Source organism: Actinomadura miaoliensis (genome assembly GCF_039536785.1).
GTDB classification, from domain to species: Bacteria; Actinomycetota; Actinomycetes; order Streptosporangiales; family Streptosporangiaceae; genus Spirillospora; species Spirillospora miaoliensis.
Genome location: NZ_BAAAZG010000025.1, coordinates 137,097 through 154,687, shown reverse-complemented (window position 1 = coordinate 154,687; position 17,591 = coordinate 137,097). Strand labels below are relative to the sequence as shown.

Genomic DNA, 17,591 nt, shown 5'->3' with positions numbered 1-17,591 from the left:
CGCGCTGGGACCGGTACGCGGAGCCGCGCTCGACGTGCTCAGGGGTCACGTCGAACGCGAGGTCGCGACGACGCTGGCGTCCATTGCCCGAGCACCTCAGGCAGGGGACGCGGGGGTCAGGCGTCCGGGGTTACCAGGTGGAGTTCGTAGGCGAGGATGACCAGGTGGACTCGGTCGCGGGCGTTGAGTTTGGTCAGTAGGCGGGTCACGTACGCCTTGACGGTGGCGACGCTGATGTGGAGGTCGGCGGCGATCTCGGTGTTGGTCAGGCCGCGTCCGATCAGAGTGAGCACCTGGAGCTCCCGGTCGGTGACGCCGGGGGCGGGACGCCGCCCCGCCGCCGGGCCGGGGGCGGGGCGGGCCGCGAGGAACTCGGCGATCAGGCGGCGGGTGACGCCGGGTGCGAGCAGCGCCTCGCCCGCGGCGACCACGCGGATCGCCGCCAGGATGTCGGGGAGCGCCATGTCCTTGACCAGGAACCCGGAGGCGCCCGCGCGCAGGGCGCCGTAGACGTACTCGTCGTCGTCGAACGTCGTCAGCACGAGCACGCGCGTGCGGTCGGTCCGGGCGGTGATGAGGCGGGTGGCCTCGATGCCGTCCATGCCGGGCATGCGGATGTCCATCACCACGACGTCCGGCCGCAGGTCGTCGGCCATCCGCACGGCCCCGGCGCCGGTCGCGGCCTCGCCCGCGACGCGCAGGTCGGGCGTGTCGGCGATGACCATGCCGAGGCCGGCGCGGACGAGGGGCTGGTCGTCGGCGAGCAGCACGCGGACGGTCATCGGACCCGTTCCGGCAGGGGCAGGCGGGCGGCCACGCGGAACCCGCCCTCGGGACGCGGCCCGGCGGTGAGGTCGCCGTCGAGCAGGGCGACCCGTTCGCGCATGCCGATGAGGCCGTACCCCGGGGCGCGGTGGTGCGGGCCGCGTCCGGAGTCGACGATCTCGATGGCCAGTTCCCCGTCGCGGTGGTCGATGGTGACCTGGCAGGAGTCGGTGCCGGCGTGGCGGACGACGTTGGTGAGCGACTCCTGGACGATCCGGAAGGCCGACAGGTCGATCTCGGCCGGCAGGTCCGTTCGTTCGCCGAGCCGGCGCAGGTCGACGCGTACGCCCGCGGCGGCGGTCGCCGCGGCCAGCCGGTCCAGGTCCGCCAGTCCCGACGCGGGGACGAGGCCGGGGGCGACGGCCGGTTCGGCTTGGCGGAGGGCGCCGAGCATGCGCCGCAGCCCCGACAGCGTCTCGCGGCTGGCGAGCTCGACGGAGCGCAGGGCGTCGCGGGCCTGCGCCGGACGGGTGTCGATCACCATGCTCGCCGCGCCCGCCTGGATGGCGATGATGCCGATGCTGTGCGCCACCATGTCGTGCAGTTCGCGGGCGATGCGCAGCCGTTCGGCCGTGACCGCCTGGGCGTGCAGCGTCCGGGCGTGGTCGCGGCTCTGCCGCAGGGAGTTGCCCACCAGCCAGGCGACGACGGCCGTCAGCGCCACGGCCAGCAGCGTCGCGGTGCCGATGGGGAAGCCGAGCAGCACCCGGACGGTCGCGTAACCGGCGGGCGCGGCGAGCGCCATGGCGGCGGCGCCGAGCGAGACGCGGGCCGGCAGGGTGGCCGCGACGACGCACAGGGCGACGTCCACCGCCAGGAACTGCGGGAACGCGATCTCCGTGGAGTTCAGCGCCATTCCGGCGAACACGGAACCGGCGAGCAGGAACAGCATCGACGGCAGCGGTGCGCGGCGCAGCAGGACGCTGCCCGCCGCCGTCGCGACGGTGCCCGCGAGCATCAGCCGCCAGTGCCCGGCGTCCAGGTGGAGGAACCCGTGCGGGAAGGGGTCCGGGACCTCGCCCGGCAGCCGCAGGCTCGCCACGCCCGTGTACGCCAGCCCGGCGCACCAGGCCAGCGCCGTCCAGAACCCCGGCGGCAGGCGCTTGAGGAGCGGCGGAGGCGGCGGCACGTCCATGCCGCGATCGTAGAGGCGCCGCCATGGCGCGCACATTGGCCCACGGTCGTACACCCGTGGTCGATCGGCGTACCGGCGAATGTGAACGGCGGTCCGATGTGGGACGACGTCCGCGCCCGGCAGCGTGGACGGGGTGATCGAAGCCACCGAACTGACCAAGCGCTACGGGCGGATCACGGCCGTCGACGCGCTGACCGTCACCGTCCGGCCCGGGCGCGTCACCGGGTTCCTCGGGCCGAACGGCGCGGGCAAGAGCACCACCCTGCGCATGATCCTGGGGTTGCAGAAGCCCACCGGCGGCGGCGTCACCGTCGACGGCCGCCCCGTCCGCGACCTGCCGCGCGGCCTGCGTGACGTCGGCGCCCTGCTGGACGCCGCCGACGTGCACGGCGGCCGCACCGCCGCCGCGCACCTGTCCGCGCTGGCCCGCGGCAACCGCATCCCGCGACGCCGCGTCGAGCAGGTGCTGGACGAGGTCGGGCTCGCCGACGCGGCACGCCGCCGCATCGGCACGTTCTCCCTCGGCATGAAGCAGCGGCTCGGCATCGCCGCCGCGCTGCTCGGCGACCCGCCGGTGCTGCTGTTCGACGAACCGCTCAACGGCCTGGACCCGCAGGGCGTGCGCTGGGCGCGCGGCCTGTTCCGCCGCCTGGCCGCCGAGGGCCGCACCGTGCTGGTCTCCAGCCATCTGATGAACGAGATGGCGCACACCGCCGACCACCTGCTCGTCATCGGCCGCGGCCGCCTGCTGGCCGACGAGCCCCTGGCCGACTTCGCCGCCCGCGCCGCCACCCTGGAGGACGCGTTCATGGACGTCACCGCCGACAGCGCCCAGTACCGCGCGGGAGGCACGCGATGAGCGACGTCGAGCCGAAGGCCCGGTTCCGCGATCTGTTCGCCGCCGAGTGGACCAAGCTGTGGTCGCTGCGCTCGACCTACGGCGTGCTGGCGGGCGGAGCGCTGCTCGTCGTCGGGATCTGCGTGAACTCCGCCCGCTCCAACGTCGCCCTCATCGAGCGCAGCGGCAACCCCGAGCAGCGCCTGGCGATCGACCCGCTGCACGCCGCGTTCGTCGTGGACGCCTTCCACATCTTCGTGATCATCGCCGGTGTCGTCGGCGCGGCGACCGTCTACGGCGAGTACGCCACCGGCCTGGCGCGCACCACGTTCGCCGCCGTGCCCGCCCGCCGGGCGGTCGTCGCCGCCAAGGCCGCCGTGGTGTCCGTCGTCCTGCTCGCCTTCGGCGCGGTCGTGGCGGGGTGCTCGTTCGGCCTCACCCAGGCCGTCTACCAGCAGCAGCGCATCGGCCTGTCGATCACCGACCCCGGGGCGCTGCGGGCGGTGACGGCGTCCGCGCTGCTCGCGCCGGTGTGCGGCCTGGTGGGCATGGCGTTGGGCGCGCTCGTCCGGCACACCGCCGGCAGCGTCGTCGCGGTCGTCGGCGTGCTGGCCCTGCTGCCCCGGCTGTTCCAGGGCGAGACGTACCGGTGGGTCAAGGAGATCGGCAACGCGATGCCCGTCAGCGCCTGGCAGGCCCTCGTGCAGAACCCGGCCAGGCCCCCGTTCGTCCCGCCCAGGTACCCGGTGTCGGCGACCGAGGCGTGGATCGTCTTGGCGGCCTGGGCCGTGGCGGCGCTGGCCGTCGCCGTGACCGTCGTGCACCGCCGCGACCTGTGACTCAGCGGGCGGCCGCCCGCATGCTCTCCCGGTACGCCCGCGTCAGGTCGATCAGCCCGTCGAGCGCGTCCCGGGTGCCGATCAGGTCGGCGATGTGCCGGGAGAGCCGGTCGCGTTCCTGCGTCATCCGCTCCAGCGCTGCGTCGGAGTGCTCCGCGCTGGGCGAGTCGACGCATGGCAGCAGATCCGCGATGACGCGGCTGGACAGACCGGCGGCGTACAAGCGCTGGAGGAACTCGACCCGCTCGACGTCCTGGTCCGTGTAATGCCGCTGGCCGCTGGCACTGCGTGTGCTCCTGAGCAGTCCCTGCTCCTCGTAGTAGCGCAGGGACCGGACGCTGACCCCCGTGCGTGCCGAAAGCTCTCCGATGCGCATGCCGTCCCCCTGCTGTGATCCGCGGCACAACCCTTGCCTCTGACATGGATGTGAGGTTTTAGCGTAACCGCGTATCCGAGATCCGGGTACCACGGGACCGCGAAGGACCTGACATGACACCCCTTTTCGACAGCTACCGGCTCGGCGACCTGACACTGCCCAACCGGGTGGTGATGGCCCCGATGACACGGGTCCGGGCGGCCGCCGGCGGCCTGGCCACACCGTCGATGGCGACCTACTATGCCCAGCGCGCGACCGCCGGCCTGATCATTTCCGAAGGCGTGCAGCCCAGCCTGATCGGACAGTCCAACCCGGGCACGCCGGGACTGCACACCGACGAGCAGGTCGCCGCGTGGCGGCCCGTCACCGCCGCCGTGCACACCAACGGCGGACGCATCTTCGCCCAGATCATGCACGGCGGCCGCGTCTCGCATCCCGACACCACCGGCATGCAGCCGGTCGGCCCCTCCGCCGTCCCCGCCGTCGGCGACGTGTTCACCCCGACCGGCCCCAAGCCCGCCCCGACGCCCCGCGCGCTGGACACCGCCGAAGTCCCCGAGCACGCCGAGTCGTACGCCGCCGCCGCGCGCCGCGCCATCGACGCGGGCTTCGACGGCGTGGAGCTGCACGGCGCGAACGGCTACCTGATCTCGCAGTTCCTCTCGTCCAACGCCAACCTGCGCACGGACCGCTACGGCGGCTCGCTGACCAACCGGATCCGGTTCGCCGTCGAAGCTGCCTCCGCGACCGTGGAGGCCATCGGTGCCTCCCGTACCGGCATCCGCCTGTCTCCCGGCGGCACCTTCTGGGGCGTGGAGGAGACCGACGTCCTCGCGCTGTACACCGCCCTGCTGACCGAGCTGTCCCGTCTGGGCCTGGCCTATGTGCACCTGGAGGCCACCGCGCCCGAGGAGGTGCTAATCGCCCTGCGCCGCGCATGGCCGGGCACCCTCATCATGAACCCGACGCTGCCCATGGGCCCGAAGCAGACGGACCGTGCCGAGGCCGACCGCTGGCTCGCCCTGGGCGCCGACCTCATCAGCTTCGGCCGCGCCTTCATCGCCAACCCCGACCTGGTCGAACGCCTGCGCATCGGCCTCCCGCTCGCCCCCGTCGACGAAACCACCTACTACCAGGGCGGCGACACCGGCTACCTCACCTACCCCACCTACCAGCACGCCGCCTGACGACCCAGAGGTCGGCACTGGCGACGGGGGGAGTGCCCAACTGCTCAGCGCATGACACGGGCCGGGCCGTGCGGCGGCGGGCGGCACACCAAGCTGGCGGGGCCGCCCGCCCGACGCCGCACGCGACGGAAGATCAGCACGCCGGGACACGGTGCGTTGAGCCGGGCTCACCGAGGCCGGCGGGCCGTCGGCGTGAGGGGCGGCGGGATCTCCCGGGTGCGTGGTTTGGGCGGCGGGGTTGCGTGTTGCGCGCGTCGGGAGGAGCGGGCGGCCGGTGGGGTGGGCCGGGGTGGAGGGGCCTGGGGTGGGGGCTCCGAGGTGAGCTGCGGGGGAAGGACGCGCGTTCAGCGGGCGGGATCCGGGCTGCGCGAAACGCGCGAGGGGTATTGCGTGAATCACGCAATCGTGCCATCGTGACCGACACCACAGCCACATCCCACTCCCCAGGGCGTTAAACGCCTGGTGGCAGAGCCGGGGCCCCGTCGACCGGTCTGCCCTCAACGTCGCGAGGTCTTCGATGAGCCGACTTCCTCCCAGCCCGGCGCTCAGCCGTCGCGCGCTGCTTCGTCTCGGAGCCGGCGCGGGCGCGGGCCTTGCCCTCGGTCCGCTCACGGCCGCCTGCGCGGGGCCGACCGGGGCGCCCGGGCCCGGCACCGTCTCGCTCGGGCTGAACCGGTCGCTGGTCAGCCTGGACAACAAGCTCAACCAGTTCGACGCGGCGGTCACCGTGCAGCGGGCCGTCCGGCAGGCGCTGACCAGCATCGGCACCGACCTCAAGCCGCGGCTGGTGCTGGCCGACCGGTTCGAGCTGACCGGGCCCACCGAGTGGACGGTGCGGCTGCGGCAGGGCGTGCGCTACTCGGACGGCACGCCGGTCACGGTCGCGGACGTCGCCACCGCGCTGACGATGTACGAGCAGGTCAACGGCTCGTACATCATGGGGCTCTTCCCCGAGGTGCCGTCGGTGGAGAAGATCGACGACCGGACGTTCCGGCTGCACACCGAGCGGCCCGTGTCCACGCTGGACTACCTGATGGCCAACATCCTGATCAGCCCCGCGGCGGCCAACCGTCCGCAGGAGCTGAGCGGCGGGGTCGGGTCGGGGCCGTACGTGGTCACCGAGGCGGACGGCGGCTCCGGGGAGTACTCGCTGGCCGCCAACCGCGCGTACTGGGGGCCGCGGCCGCGGATCGACCGGGTGCGGGTGCGGTTCGTGCCCGAGGAGGCCGGCCGGGTGGTGGCGATCCGGTCGGGCGAGCTGGACGTCATCGACTCGATCACCCCCGACTCGGCCGAGCAACTCGCGGGCCTGCCCGGCGTGCGCATCGAGCGGATCACCGGCACCCGCATCAACCAGCTCTTCTACAACTTCCGCAAGCCGCGCGGGCACCCGCTGGCCGACGCGCGGGTGCGCGAGGCCCTCACCTACGCCATCGACGGGAAGGCGCTGGTCGACGATGTGCTGACGGGGTCGGCCGAGCAGGCCGAGGGCGTCGTCCCGCCCGCGCTGCGGGGGGCGGTCCGGGTCGGCCGGTACGTCCATGACCCGGCGCGGGCCCGGCGGATGCTGGACGAGCTGGGCGTCCGCGACCTGCCCGTCAAGATCATCTGGGAGTCGGGGGAGTTCGCCGCCGACACCTCGGTGATGGAGGCGGTCGTGGAGATGCTGCGCGACGTCGGCGTCCGCCCGAGCCTGCGGCAGTTCGAGCCCGGCGGCGACATCCTGCAGTGGCGGCAGGGCAGGCGGGGCGACTGGGACGTGCTCGGCAACGGCTTCGGCAACCAGACCGGGCTCGCGCTGACGTCGCTGCAGGGCATGTTCGGCGGGACGCCCGACAAGGAGCGCACCCGCGACACCTACCAGGGCTACGTCTTCCCCGAGATCGCGGCGAAGCTGGCCGACGCGTCCGGCGAGACCGATCCGGAGCAGCGCGACCAGAAGCTCGCCGACGCGCAGAAGGCCATCTGGGCGACCTGGCCGTGCCTGTGGGCGTTCGTGCCGAACGCGGTGCTGGCCCGGCGGGTCCGGGTGCGTGACCTGGCCCTGGCGCCGACCAACTCCTACGACCTCGCCTCCGTGCGGCTGGAGGGCTGAGCGATGGTGCGATATCTGGCGCGCCGCGCCGGGCAGAGCATTCTGACGATCTTCCTGACGGTCTCCACGGTGTTCGTGCTGATCCGGCTGGCGCCCGGCGACCCGGCGGCGGCGATGGCCGGGCCCAACCCGTCCACGGACGACCTCGACAGGATCCGCGAGCAGCTCGGGCTGACCGAGTCGCTGCCCGCCCAGTACTGGATCTTCATCAGGGACCTGTTCGGCGGGGACCTCGGCACCAGCTACGCCTTCCGGGCGCCGGCGCTGGACGTGGTGCTCGACCGGGTCCCGTACACGATCACCCTGGCGGTCTCGGCGATCGCGGTGACGACGGTGCTGGCGGTGCCGCTCGGCGTGTGGATGGCCCGCCGCGCCGACACCAAGCGGGAACTGGGCGCCAACATCATGACGATCGCCGGGCAGTCCATGCCGGACTTCTGGATCGGCGTGATGCTGCTGACGATGTTCGCCGTGGTGGTGCCGGTGCTGCCCGCGTCCGGCTTCACCACCTGGGGCGGGCTGGTGCTGCCGACGGTGACGGTCGCGACGCTGCAGCTGGCGCTCATCTCCCGGCTGGTGCGGCGCGAGATGGCGGCGGCGCTGGCGTCTCCCTACGTCACCGTGGCGCGGTCGCGCGGCGTGTCCGAACGGGCGCTGACCTGGCGGTACGCGATGCGAAACTCGGCCATCCCGGTGCTGACGGCGCTCGGCACGCGGTTCGCCGCGCTGCTGAACGGCGTGGTCGTCGTCGAGGTGGTGTTCGGCTGGCCCGGGGTCGGGTCGCTGGTCGTGCGGGCCCTGGAGACCCGCGACTACCCCCTCATCCAGGCGACCGTGCTGGTCACCGCCAGCCTGGCGATCCTCGTCCAGCTCCTGATCGACCTGTGCTACCCGCTGCTCGATCCGCGGGTGCGACTCGGAAAGGCGGCCTGAGCCATGAGCATCGCTGCTGAAGGCGCCCAGGGCGCCGCGTCCAGACCGGAGCCGCGGCCCAGCGCCGTCACGCCCAGGCTGCTGGCGGCGGCCACCGCGACCCGGCGGCGCCGCGCCGCGCGGCTCAAGCTGTGGATCGGCTCGGTCTGCACGCTGGTCGTGGTGGTGCCGATCGCGCTGGCCGGCGTCCTGCCGCTGCCCGGCCCGGACGAGCAGGACCTGTCGCGGCGGCGGCTCGCCCCGCTGACCGACGGCCACCTGTTCGGCACCGACCAGCTCGGCCGGGACCTGCTGTCGCGGGTGCTGCACGGCGGGCAGGTGTCGCTGTCGATCGGGCTGCTGGCCGTGCTGGTGTCCGGGATCATCGGGGTCGTCGCGGGCGCCGCGGCCGGATACTACGGGCGCTGGGTCGACACGGTCGTCTCCCGGCTGCTGGAGGCGCAGCTGTCGCTGCCGCTGCTGATGATGCTGCTGCTCGTGGTCGCGCTGTTCGGGCCGTCCGTCACCGTCATCACCTGCGTGATCGCGGTCGCGCAGTGGCCCGAGGTGGCCCGGCTGACGCGCTCTCTGGTGCTCGTCGAACGGGAGAAACCGTACGTGGCGGCCGCGCAGGTGCTCGGCCTGCACAAGTTCGCCATCCTGCTCCGGCACGTCATCCCCAACATCGTCCGGCAGGCCACGCTCGTGGTGCTGCTGCTGCTCGCGCAGGCGGTGCTGCTGGAGAGCGCGCTCAGCTACCTGGGCGCCGGGCCGCAGCGTCCGTTCGCCACCTGGGGACGGATCATCTCCGACGGCCAGGACTACATCACCACCTCGTGGTGGCTGGTCACGCTGCCCGGACTGGTGATCGCGCTGCTGGTCATCGGCGTCAACCTGGTGGGCGACGGCCTGCGCGACCGCACCCGCCGCCGCACCCGGACGGAGGCCGCCCGATGAGCCGCGCCAAGCTGCTGGAGGTCGAGGACCTGCGGATCGAGCTGATCACCGACCACGGCGTCGTGCGTGCGGTGGACGGCGTCTCCTTCACCATCGACCGCGGCGAGACCGTGACGATCATCGGGGAGTCCGGGTCGGGCAAGTCCACCACCGCGATGGGCATCCTGCGGCTGCTGCCCGACGGCCTGGCCGTGCTGTCCGGAAGCGCCCGGATCTCCGGCGTGGACGTGGTGGCCGACCCGAAGGCGGCGGCGAAGGTGCGGGGCCGCAGCGTCTCGCTGATCCCGCAGGACCCGATGACCGCGCTCAGCCCCGTCCACACCGTCGCCGACCAGCTCGGCGAGGCGATCCGGCTGCGCCACCCCGGGCTGTCCAAGGCCGAGGTGCGCGAACGCGGCGTCGGGCTGCTGCGGCAGGTGCGGATCCGCGACCCCGAGAAGCGGTGGAAGGCCTACCCGCACCAGATGTCGGGCGGCATGCTGCAACGCGTCCTCATCGCGATCGCGCTGGCCGCCGAACCGGGCCTGCTGGTGGCCGACGAGCCCACCTCGGCGCTGGACGTCACCGTCCAGGCGGGCATCCTGGACCTGCTGCTGGAGCTGCAGGAACGCACCGGCGTCGGCATCCTGATGATCACGCACGACCTGGGCGTGGCCCGCCTGGTGTCCGACCGCATCCACGTGATGCGCGGCGGCCGGTTCGTCGAGTCCGGGCCGGTGGAGCGGATCGTGGACGCGCCGTCCGAGCAGTACACCCGGGACCTGCTGGCCGCCGTGCCCGCGCTGGGTCCGTGGGACGAGACCGTCACCGAGGAGAGCGCATGAGCGGGGAGCCGCTGCTGTCCGTCCAGGACCTGGTCGTCGAGTACCCGGTGCGCGGCGGGACGTTCCGCGCGGTCGACGGGATCGGCTTCGACGTGCCGCGCGGCGGGTCGCTGGCGATCGTGGGCGAGTCCGGCTGCGGCAAGTCGACGACGGCCCGCGCGATCGTCCGGCTGCTCAGGCCGACGTCCGGGCGGATCCTGCTGGACGGCGTCGACCTGGCCGCGCTGCCGGAGAAACGGCTGCGCCCGCTGCGCCGCCGCGTCCAGATGATCTTCCAGGACCCGTACGGGTCGCTCGACCCGCACCTGACCGCCGAGCAGATCGTCGCCGAGCCGCTGCGGCTGGCCGGGGTGCGCGCCAGGGCCGAACGGTCGCGGCGGGCCGCCGAGCTGCTCGACCGGGTGGGGCTGCCGTCCAGCGCGCTGCACCGGCGTCCCGCCGAGTTCTCCGGCGGGCAGCGCCAGCGCATCGGCATCGCCCGCGCCCTGGCCGGCGGCCCCGAGCTGCTGGTGTGCGACGAGGCCACCTCCGCGCTGGACGTCTCGGTGCAGGCCCAGGTGCTGGACCTGCTGCGCGGCCTGCAGGCGGAGACCGGCCTGACCTTCATCGTCATCTCCCACAACCTCGGCGTCGTCCGCGAGATCAGCTCGCGGGTCGTGGTGATGAAGGAAGGAAGGATCGTGGAGGCGGGCCCGACCGACGCCGTGCTGTCCGCCCCGTCCGACCCGTACACGCGCGCGCTGCGCCGGGCCGCCCTCGACCCGGCGACGATGAAGGGCCGCAAGCCCCGCGCGATCGTCTCGTCCCTGGGGAGCTGAGCCATGCCTGTCGACGAGCGGTGGGAGACGTTCCTGCCCGTCCCGGCCGTGCAGAACCACGCCGCCAACCTGACCGTCCTGCCGTCCGGCGAGGTGGGGTGCGTGTGGTTCGGCGGCACCCAGGAGGGCATGTCGGACATCTCCGTCTGGTTCTCCCGGCTGTCCGGCTCCGCCTGGAGCGAGCCCGTCCGGCTCTCCGACGACCCGGCGCGCTCGGAGCAGAACCCGCTCCTGTTCCCCACGCCGTCCGGCGACCTGTGGCTGCTCTACACGGCGCAGCACTTCGGCAACCAGGACACCGCCGAGGTGCGCCTGCGCGTCTCCGCGGACGGCGGCGTCACCTGGTCGCCCCCGCGCACGCTGTTCCCGTCGAGCGACGCCGGCGGCGTGTTCATCCGGCAGCCCGTCGAGGTGCTGCCGTCCGGCCGCTGGCTGCTGCCGATCTTCCGCTGCCCCCGCACGCCGGGCGCCAGGTGGGTCGGCGACCACGACACCAGCGCCGTGATGATCAGCGACGACGAGGGCGGTTCGTGGCGCGAGCGGCCCGTCCCGTCCAGCACCGGGCTCGTCCACATGAACGTCCACCGGTTGCCGGACGGCCGTCTGCTGGCGCTTTTCCGCAGCCGCCGGGCCGACTGGATCCACTCGTCCTGTTCCCTGGACGAAGGCGAGACGTGGAGCGCGCCCGTCCCCACGGAACTGCCGAACAACAACTCGTCCATCCAGTACGTCCCGCTGCGGGACGGCCGCCTCGCCCTCGTCTACAACCACAGCAGCGCGGCGGACGCGACCGACCGCCGCGACTCCCTCTACGACGAGATCGACGACGGCGGCGACACGGCCGCGCAGCCCCCCGGCCGTGCCTTCTGGGGCGCCCCCCGAGCCCCCATGACCCTGGCCTTCTCCTCGGACGGCGGCCGCACCTGGCCGGACCGGCACGACCTGGAGGTGGGCGACGGCTACTGCCTGACCAACAACTCCCGCGACGGCCTGAACCGCGAACTGTCCTACCCGTCCATCCAGCAGACCCCCGACGGCAGGCTCCACATCGCCTACACCCACCACCGCAAGGCCATCAAATACCTCCAGTTGCCGCCGGACGATTCACGCGGGTGAGCGGGCGGCGTCCCGGGGCAGCCCGAACGGGCAGGCCAGCGATCAGCCAGCATCGACTCCGATGGTCAGGGCGTGGTCTCCGCTCGTGCTCGGCGGCGGGCCGCGATCAGGAGCATCGCCGCCGGAACCCAGGCGAGCAGGAAGGGCGAGGGCATGAGGAGGAGCCCGCCCAGGGTGCACCAGGCGCCGATCGTCCAGGCGAGGAAGGCGGGAGGGACGATGCGGTGCCGGTCCATCCAGATGATCAGGAGCCCCAGCAGCAGGAGAGGGAGCCCGAAGCTGCCCACGGTGAGCCAGAAGGCCCCGGCCGAGGGGGAGAGGTCCTCCGGTCCCTTGCCCGGGAACCACAGGTCTCCCGTGGCCCAGCCCGGGACGTGCTCGCGGCTGTAGAAGGCGCTGGTCAGCAGGTGCAGCGTGCCCAGGAGCGCGATGACGCGTCCCGCCCATGTGATCACGGCGATCCCCCCGTATGTGGAACCATCAGTTCCGAAACTCGCCGTTCCGGAACTCTCGGTTTCGTATCATGGCCCCATGACGACGCGGAGGCAAGTGGGGCGGCGACGGGACGAACGGGTGGACGCGGCGATCGTGGCGGCCTGCCGGCAGTTGCTGGCCGAGGCGGGCTACGGCGGCATCACCATGGACACGGTCGCCGCCCGGGCGGGCGTGGGGAAGGCGGCCATCTACCGCCGCTACGCCGGCAAGCAGGAGATGGTCTTCGCCGCCGCCGTGCACGATCTGACGATCACCGCCCCCGCCGACTCCGGATCGCTGCGCGCCGACCTCACCGCGCTGTGCGCCGACATCGCCGCCAGCCTGACCACCATCCCCGCGCCCAGCCTGCTGGGTCTGCTCGCGGACATCACCGCCGATCCGGCGTCGGCGGCCCGCATCCAGGAGGCGTTCGTGGAGACCGAGCGCGCCTGCGTGACGGAGGTGCTCGAACGGGCGGTGCGGCGCGGCGAGTTGCCCGCCGTCCCCGACCTGACGGCCGTCCACGCCCTGCTGACCGGCTCGATGCTCAGCTGGATCCTCATGCTGCACCGCACCGACCGGCGAACCCTGGACGAGTTCGCCGCCGCCATCGCCGACCTGGTCACCACCACCCTCACCGCGCGCCCGCCCAAACCGTCCCCGGCCGAGTGATGGACGACGACCGTCATCCGTGGCGCCGGATCGGCGGAGTGCGTCACGCAGGGGAGGGGACGGGGTTGGCGAGGGTGTCGAACAGCAGTTTCTTGAACCCGGCCTCGTACACGCGGCGGACCAGCGTCAGGTTGGGGGCCGGAGCCGCCTTCCGCCGGTCGATGATCATCTGCCCGCGGGTCTGGTCGCCCACGGCGATGTCGACGTGCGCCTGCTCCCGTTCGGTGATCAGGCCCGGGTCGAGGGCGACGGCCATGGCGACCGGATCGGGCAGGTCGTAGCCGGCCAGGCCAGTGACGTCGCGGGCCCATTCGTCGAGGGTGCGGTTGATGCGATGGGCGAAGTCCGCCATCGGCGTGCCGATCTGCTCCAGGCGCCGCTGGTCCGCCGGAGACATCACCGCGTCCTTGCGGGAGACGTCCCAGCCGATCCACGTCACCTTGTCCGGTGTGGCGGCCTGCGTGACGATGCGGGCGGCCTCAGGGTCCGCCCAGACGTTGAACTCGGCGGTGGGCGAGACGTTGCCCGCGAGATCGGCGGCGCCGGCCATGCAGTAGACGTGCCGGAACCGTGTCAGCAGCAGCGGGTCGCTCAGCAGCGCGGCGGCGATGTTGGTCAGCGGGGCGAGTGTGACCAGCGTCAGTTCCCCCGGGTACCGGCGCGGCAGGGACAGCAGGACCTCCACCGCGTGCGTGTCCTGGGGGGCCGCCACGGGGTCGGGCAGGTCGATGTCGCCCATGCCGTCCTGGCCGTGCACGTGCTGGGCGCTGGACAGGACGCGCGTCATGGGACGCTGACAGCCGGGATGCACCGGGACGTCGGTGCGTCCCGCGGTCTGCAACGAGATCAGCGCGTTGCGGGTGCCGGTCTCCACCGGCACGTTGCCCGCCACGGTGGTCACCGCGCGGATGTCTCCCAGGCCACTGGCGGCGGCCAGCAGGAGGGCGACCGCATCGTCGGAGCCGGTGTCGGTGTCGATGAGCAAAGGCAGGGCGGGCATGGCGGCGTTCCTTCCGTGGTGATGGCACGCGGGTAGCGGAGTGTCGGAGGGCAGGCCCGGCCTTCGCCCAGCGTTCCGGGGTGGCTCCGGCGGGTGTCGTACCGACGCGGACAGTCGGCCCGCCCTGGAAGCGCGGGCTTCGAGGCCCGCGTGCGGGGTCGGTGCTTCACCGGTCGGGTGGCCGGGGTGGCGCGGTTGACGCGCGAGGGACCAGGGTCATGGGAAGGGGCTCGGGGGAGGTGGCTTGGCCGTCCATTGCCTGGAGCAGCGTCCGGAGGCCGAGGGCGCCGAGTTCTTCGGCGGGCGCGAGGACGGTGGAGAGCTGGGGCGTGGCGGCCTCGGAGAGCAGCGTGCCGGCGAAACCCATGATCGAAAGCTGGTCGGGTACCGGGATGCGAAGGTCGTGGGCGGCCATGAGCGCCCCGGCGGCGAGCAGGTCGTCGTCGCAGAACAGGGCGGTCGGTCTGGGTGTCATGGACAGGAGCTGGTGGGCGGCGCCACGGGCGGCGTGCAGGTCGAACGCCGCCAGTACCTCGGGGGCCTCGGTGGCGTCGACGCCGGCTCGGCGGAGGAGACGCCGCCACTGGGAGGCTCGGGCCTTGAAGGTCGTCGGCGGGAGATCGGCTCCCAGGTGAGCGATCCGGCGGTGGCCGAGTTCGAGCAGGTACCCGACCGCCGCCGCGGTGCCCTGGCGAACGTCGAGCAGCACACTCGGGAACCCCTCGGCGACGGCCTCGACGAGAACCGTCGGCCCGAGGTCGGTGGGGGCGGCCGACGGCGGCGGTTCGATCGCGAACAGCATCATCCCGTCGATGGCGGCGGCATTGAGCGCGTTCATGGCGGTGAGCTGCCAGTTCCTTTCGGAGCCGGGCTCGATGAGCGCGACCGTCACCCCGTGTTCGCGTCCGGCCCGCTGCGCGCCGCGCAGCACATGGCCGAGGAAGGGGTTGGTGATGTCGGGTACCAGCAGCCCGACCGTGCGGGCGCGTCCGGCGCGCAGGGTGCTGGCGGAGGCGTGCGGCCGGTACCCGAGTTGCGCGGCGGCGTGCCGCACGCGTTCCTCCACCTCGGCCGAGACCCGGCCCGACGTCTTGCCCGAGAAGACCAGGGACACCGTCGCCTGGGACACGCCGGCCAGTTCGGCGACGTCGCGCCCGGTCGAACGGCGGTGACCGGTGCCCGCGCGGGACGGGCGGCGGGGCGATCGGTCGGCCGCGCCGTCGGTCATGACGAGCAACCCTGGGCGGGCTCGGTACCGACGGCCGCCGCGAACAAGGGCATCAGCTCGCGCCGGACCGCCGCGTCGGCGAAGCCGGCCTCGACGGCGGCGAGGTTGCAGCGGGCCAGGTCCGCGGTGGACCAGCCGAAGAAGTGCCGCAGGCGTTCGTACTCCCGGTCCAGGGTCACGTTGGCGACGGTACGCGCGTCGGTGCTGATGGACAGGGAGACTCCGGCCCGTCTGAGCCTGTCGACCGGATGGTCGGCGTAGGAGGCCACGAGGCTTCCCATCGTCTGTACGTTGGAGGTCGGGCAGACCTCCAGGTGGACGCCTTCGGCGACGAGGCGTTCGAGGGTGCGCTCGTCCTCGATGCTGCGCACGCCATGCCCGATCCGCTCCGGGCGCAGGCGGTCAAGGATCTCGTTGACGCCGTCGGCGCCGCGCGCCTCGCCGGCGTGCGCCGTGATCCGCACACCGTGCTCGCGCGCGAAATCGAAGGCCGCGACGTGGGCGTCCAGCCCGAACCCCGCCTCATCACCGGCGATGTCGAACCCGGTGACCACGCCGCCCCCGACCCGCGCGGCGGCGAGCCGGGCGGTCGCCATGCTCGCGTCGGCGTCGAAGTGCCGCAGCGTGCACAGGATGACACTCGCCCGCACTCCCGTCGCGGCGCTAGCCTCGGCGACCGCGGCCTCGACCACTTCGACCACCTGTTCGGGCCGCATCCCGTCCGCCGTGTGCAGCAGAGGCGCGAACCGGACCTCGGCGTAGGCCACGTTGTCGGCGGCCAGTTGCGCGAACAGGTCATCGGTGACCAGCCGCAGCGCCGAGGGTGTCTGCATGAGCCGGACGACCCTGGTGGGCCGCTTGAGGAAGTCGACCAGATCCGCGCACTTGGCGGGGGCGACGTAGTCACGCAGGTACTCGGCCAGGGTCGTCCCCGGACACAGCTTCGCGACGCAGGCGTAGCTGACGCAGCAGTCCAGATGCAGATGCAACTCGGCCTTCGGTTGCAGACGGGGCGTGCCCTCCACCGGCTACGGCTCCTTCCGGGCATCGGGAGATGCTCACGCCAAACGTAAGATGTCCATGGCCAAAGCACCTGATCAAGCCGCATCATACGATTAACTTCCACACTCCCGTCAACCGTCCTGCACCGGCAGCCTCCATCCACATCATCGCGACGAGCGGGCGGCGCGCTATCCGCGCAGCAGGCCCGGACGAGCCCGATGCCCCAGTCCGGCGCCCAGTCTTTGTGAGAGACACGCCCCCGCCGCCCCCTCCGGCAGGATCAGAGTCGGCCGCTCGCCGACGCGCCGCTCGTCCACCCGCCGACACGCTCCGCAAGCCGGTCGCCGTGCGGCGGGAGAAAGTTGGTCAGCTCGGCTCGGCTCTCCTCGTGGCGATGCCGGTGACGAGCAGGGGGATCGCGAGAAGAAGGAACGGCAGCCCGATCGAGGCGAGGCCGACGATGCCGAGTGCCGCGTGTCCGACGCCCGCAGCGATGAAGGCGGTGGCGGAGAGGCGCCGGTTCGTCCTGGCGGTGGACGCGGCGACCGCTGACAGGACGGCCAGGAGTGCCATGAAGGAGGCGAAGAGCCACACGATTCCCGGCGTCGCCTCGGGCCCCTCCGAGCCGATCACGGCGAGGTACCCGGCGATGAGCAGCGCGTCGACGGTCGCGGCCAGGAACCCCCAGGCGGGACATGTCGCCATGGTGCGCACGGCTGCCATGCCGGCCACGCTAACCGGACGCCCTGCCGCCGTCCAGGCAGGTCCCATCCGCGCCGAGGCCGGCCACCGAACCGCCCCACGAGCACGCCAAGCCCGTCGACTCGGCTGACTGGTGCGGGCATGTCTGGTATCGCTGCCGTGTGGCTGACTTCACCAAGCAGGACGTGCTCGCGCTGGCGGGTGAGAGGTCTTATGGCCGGGGCGTCCAGTACGTCGACTCGGTCGAAGAGTTGGAGGCCGACGATGTCGCAATCTACGCGGAGGTCCAGGGTGGTGACCTCTACCGCGTACGGCTGACTCTCAGGGACGGGTTGGACGGGGAGTGCGATTGCCCCTACGGCGAGGACGGCAACTTTTGCAAGCACTGCGTCGCCGTCGCACTCGCCTACCTTTACGCGCGGGAACACGGCGAGGAGATCAGGCGCCGCCCGGATCTGCGTCCGTACCTGGAGACGCTAGACCACGGTGCGCTGGTCGAACTTCTGCTGGAGGCGTCCCAGACCGACCGCCGGCTGCGTCACCGTCTGGAGGACCGGGCAAGCCCGCGATCGCGGCGGCGTTCCTGAAACC

General features: G+C 72.7%; 18 protein-coding genes and 1 pseudogene. 11 read left to right on the top strand and 8 right to left on the bottom strand.

From position 1 onward, the window contains the following. Positions 1-116: 116 nt before the first annotated feature. Both ABD811_RS19820 and ABD811_RS19815 read right to left on the bottom strand, forming a co-directional pair. Positions 117-782, bottom strand: coding sequence for a response regulator (locus ABD811_RS19820; RefSeq protein WP_344949499.1), 666 nt, complete (start codon positions 780-782; stop codon positions 117-119). Beyond that, complete coding sequence (locus ABD811_RS19815) at positions 779-1,960, bottom strand: sensor histidine kinase (protein ID WP_344949497.1); 1,182 nt, start codon at positions 1,958-1,960, stop codon at positions 779-781. The genes ABD811_RS19820 and ABD811_RS19815 overlap by 4 nt, the downstream gene beginning before the upstream one ends. 133 nt (positions 1,961-2,093) lie before the next feature. On the opposite strand from ABD811_RS19815, the pseudogene ABD811_RS19810 reads away from it, so the two are divergent. Both ABD811_RS19810 and ABD811_RS19805 read left to right on the top strand, forming a co-directional pair. After that, a pseudogene (locus tag ABD811_RS19810) lies at positions 2,094-2,744 on the top strand (ABC transporter ATP-binding protein); the annotation flags it as partial. Positions 2,745-2,815: 71 nt separating this feature from the next. Continuing rightward, complete coding sequence (locus tag ABD811_RS19805) at positions 2,816-3,637, top strand: hypothetical protein (protein WP_344949492.1); 822 nt, start codon at positions 2,816-2,818, stop codon at positions 3,635-3,637. Position 3,638: 1 nt separating this feature from the next. Here ABD811_RS19805 and ABD811_RS19800 read toward each other — a convergent pair whose 3' ends face one another. Next, positions 3,639-4,013 carry a MerR family transcriptional regulator gene (locus ABD811_RS19800; RefSeq protein ID WP_344949490.1) on the bottom strand — a complete coding sequence of 125 codons (375 nt, stop codon included), beginning with the start codon at positions 4,011-4,013 and terminating at the stop codon, positions 3,639-3,641. Between the two features lie 113 nt (positions 4,014-4,126). On the opposite strand from ABD811_RS19800, the gene ABD811_RS19795 reads away from it, so the two are divergent. The 7 genes from ABD811_RS19795 (at position 4,127) to ABD811_RS19765 (ending at position 11,922) form a co-directional block, all read left to right on the top strand. Continuing rightward, complete coding sequence (locus tag ABD811_RS19795; RefSeq protein ID WP_344949488.1) at positions 4,127-5,200, top strand: alkene reductase; 1,074 nt, start codon at positions 4,127-4,129, stop codon at positions 5,198-5,200. A gap of 517 nt (positions 5,201-5,717) precedes the next feature. After that, on the top strand, positions 5,718-7,295 hold the full coding sequence (locus tag ABD811_RS19790; RefSeq protein ID WP_344949485.1) for an ABC transporter substrate-binding protein: 1,578 nt from the start codon (positions 5,718-5,720) through the stop codon (positions 7,293-7,295). A 3-nt stretch (positions 7,296-7,298) separates the two neighbouring features. Beyond that, positions 7,299-8,228 (top strand): ABC transporter permease, encoded by a 930-nt coding sequence (locus tag ABD811_RS19785; protein ID WP_344949482.1) that lies wholly within the window; start codon positions 7,299-7,301, stop codon positions 8,226-8,228. A 3-nt stretch (positions 8,229-8,231) separates the two neighbouring features. Then, positions 8,232-9,164: an ABC transporter permease gene (locus ABD811_RS19780; protein ID WP_344949479.1), complete on the top strand. Its 933-nt coding sequence runs from the start codon at positions 8,232-8,234 to the stop codon at positions 9,162-9,164. Beyond that, positions 9,161-9,988: an ABC transporter ATP-binding protein gene (locus ABD811_RS19775; RefSeq protein WP_344949476.1), complete on the top strand. Its 828-nt coding sequence runs from the start codon at positions 9,161-9,163 to the stop codon at positions 9,986-9,988. Before ABD811_RS19780 ends, ABD811_RS19775 begins: the two co-directional genes overlap by 4 nt. After that, a complete protein-coding gene (locus tag ABD811_RS19770; RefSeq protein ID WP_344949473.1) occupies positions 9,985-10,806 on the top strand; it encodes an ATP-binding cassette domain-containing protein in 822 nt (273 codons plus the stop codon). The genes ABD811_RS19775 and ABD811_RS19770 overlap by 4 nt, the downstream gene beginning before the upstream one ends. 3 nt (positions 10,807-10,809) lie before the next feature. Continuing rightward, positions 10,810-11,922, top strand: a complete 1,113-nt coding sequence (locus ABD811_RS19765) for a sialidase family protein (protein WP_344949470.1) — start codon at positions 10,810-10,812, stop codon at positions 11,920-11,922. Positions 11,923-11,987: 65 nt separating this feature from the next. Here the strand turns inward: ABD811_RS19765 and ABD811_RS19760 are convergent, their stop codons facing one another. Further along, complete coding sequence (locus ABD811_RS19760; protein ID WP_344949467.1) at positions 11,988-12,377, bottom strand: DUF6463 family protein; 390 nt, start codon at positions 12,375-12,377, stop codon at positions 11,988-11,990. A gap of 76 nt (positions 12,378-12,453) precedes the next feature. Between ABD811_RS19760 and ABD811_RS19755 the strand changes: the two genes are divergently transcribed. Continuing rightward, on the top strand, positions 12,454-13,068 hold the full coding sequence (locus ABD811_RS19755) for a TetR/AcrR family transcriptional regulator (protein ID WP_344949464.1): 615 nt from the start codon (positions 12,454-12,456) through the stop codon (positions 13,066-13,068). A 43-nt stretch (positions 13,069-13,111) separates the two neighbouring features. Here the strand turns inward: ABD811_RS19755 and ABD811_RS19750 are convergent, their stop codons facing one another. The 4 genes from ABD811_RS19750 to ABD811_RS19735 all read right to left on the bottom strand — a co-directional run bounded on the left by ABD811_RS19750 (position 13,112) and on the right by ABD811_RS19735 (position 17,021). Continuing rightward, positions 13,112-14,068, bottom strand: coding sequence for a nucleoside hydrolase (locus ABD811_RS19750; protein WP_344949462.1), 957 nt, complete (start codon positions 14,066-14,068; stop codon positions 13,112-13,114). Positions 14,069-14,234: 166 nt separating this feature from the next. Continuing rightward, positions 14,235-15,296 (bottom strand): LacI family DNA-binding transcriptional regulator, encoded by a 1,062-nt coding sequence (locus ABD811_RS19745; protein ID WP_344949459.1) that lies wholly within the window; start codon positions 15,294-15,296, stop codon positions 14,235-14,237. Continuing rightward, entirely contained in the window at positions 15,293-16,321 is a 1,029-nt protein-coding gene (add, locus tag ABD811_RS19740) for an adenosine deaminase (protein WP_344949456.1), read from the bottom strand. The genes ABD811_RS19745 and add overlap by 4 nt, the downstream gene beginning before the upstream one ends. A 343-nt stretch (positions 16,322-16,664) precedes the next feature. Next, complete coding sequence (locus ABD811_RS19735; protein ID WP_344949454.1) at positions 16,665-17,021, bottom strand: hypothetical protein; 357 nt, start codon at positions 17,019-17,021, stop codon at positions 16,665-16,667. A gap of 140 nt (positions 17,022-17,161) precedes the next feature. Here ABD811_RS19735 and ABD811_RS19730 point away from each other — a divergent pair, with 140 nt between their 5' ends. After that, positions 17,162-17,587 carry an SWIM zinc finger family protein gene (locus ABD811_RS19730; protein ID WP_344949452.1) on the top strand — a complete coding sequence of 142 codons (426 nt, stop codon included), beginning with the start codon at positions 17,162-17,164 and terminating at the stop codon, positions 17,585-17,587. Positions 17,588-17,591 lie beyond the last annotated feature (4 nt).

Coding starts and splice junctions, on each gene's coding strand:
- ABD811_RS19775 (WP_344949476.1), top strand. CDS start 9,161: ATGAGCCGCGCCAAGCTGCTGGAGGTCGAGGACCTGCGGATCGAGCTG.
- ABD811_RS19750 (WP_344949462.1), bottom strand. CDS start 14,068: ATGCCCGCCCTGCCTTTGCTCATCGACACCGACACCGGCTCCGACGAT.
- ABD811_RS19815 (WP_344949497.1), bottom strand. CDS start 1,960: ATGGACGTGCCGCCGCCTCCGCCGCTCCTCAAGCGCCTGCCGCCGGGG.
- ABD811_RS19800 (WP_344949490.1), bottom strand. CDS start 4,013: ATGCGCATCGGAGAGCTTTCGGCACGCACGGGGGTCAGCGTCCGGTCC.
- ABD811_RS19770 (WP_344949473.1), top strand. CDS start 9,985: ATGAGCGGGGAGCCGCTGCTGTCCGTCCAGGACCTGGTCGTCGAGTAC.
- ABD811_RS19805 (WP_344949492.1), top strand. CDS start 2,816: ATGAGCGACGTCGAGCCGAAGGCCCGGTTCCGCGATCTGTTCGCCGCC.
- ABD811_RS19790 (WP_344949485.1), top strand. CDS start 5,718: ATGAGCCGACTTCCTCCCAGCCCGGCGCTCAGCCGTCGCGCGCTGCTT.
- ABD811_RS19735 (WP_344949454.1), bottom strand. CDS start 17,021: ATGGCAGCCGTGCGCACCATGGCGACATGTCCCGCCTGGGGGTTCCTG.
- ABD811_RS19745 (WP_344949459.1), bottom strand. CDS start 15,296: ATGACCGACGGCGCGGCCGACCGATCGCCCCGCCGCCCGTCCCGCGCG.
- ABD811_RS19820 (WP_344949499.1), bottom strand. CDS start 782: ATGACCGTCCGCGTGCTGCTCGCCGACGACCAGCCCCTCGTCCGCGCC.
- ABD811_RS19795 (WP_344949488.1), top strand. CDS start 4,127: ATGACACCCCTTTTCGACAGCTACCGGCTCGGCGACCTGACACTGCCC.
- ABD811_RS19755 (WP_344949464.1), top strand. CDS start 12,454: ATGACGACGCGGAGGCAAGTGGGGCGGCGACGGGACGAACGGGTGGAC.
- ABD811_RS19785 (WP_344949482.1), top strand. CDS start 7,299: ATGGTGCGATATCTGGCGCGCCGCGCCGGGCAGAGCATTCTGACGATC.
- ABD811_RS19765 (WP_344949470.1), top strand. CDS start 10,810: ATGCCTGTCGACGAGCGGTGGGAGACGTTCCTGCCCGTCCCGGCCGTG.
- ABD811_RS19780 (WP_344949479.1), top strand. CDS start 8,232: ATGAGCATCGCTGCTGAAGGCGCCCAGGGCGCCGCGTCCAGACCGGAG.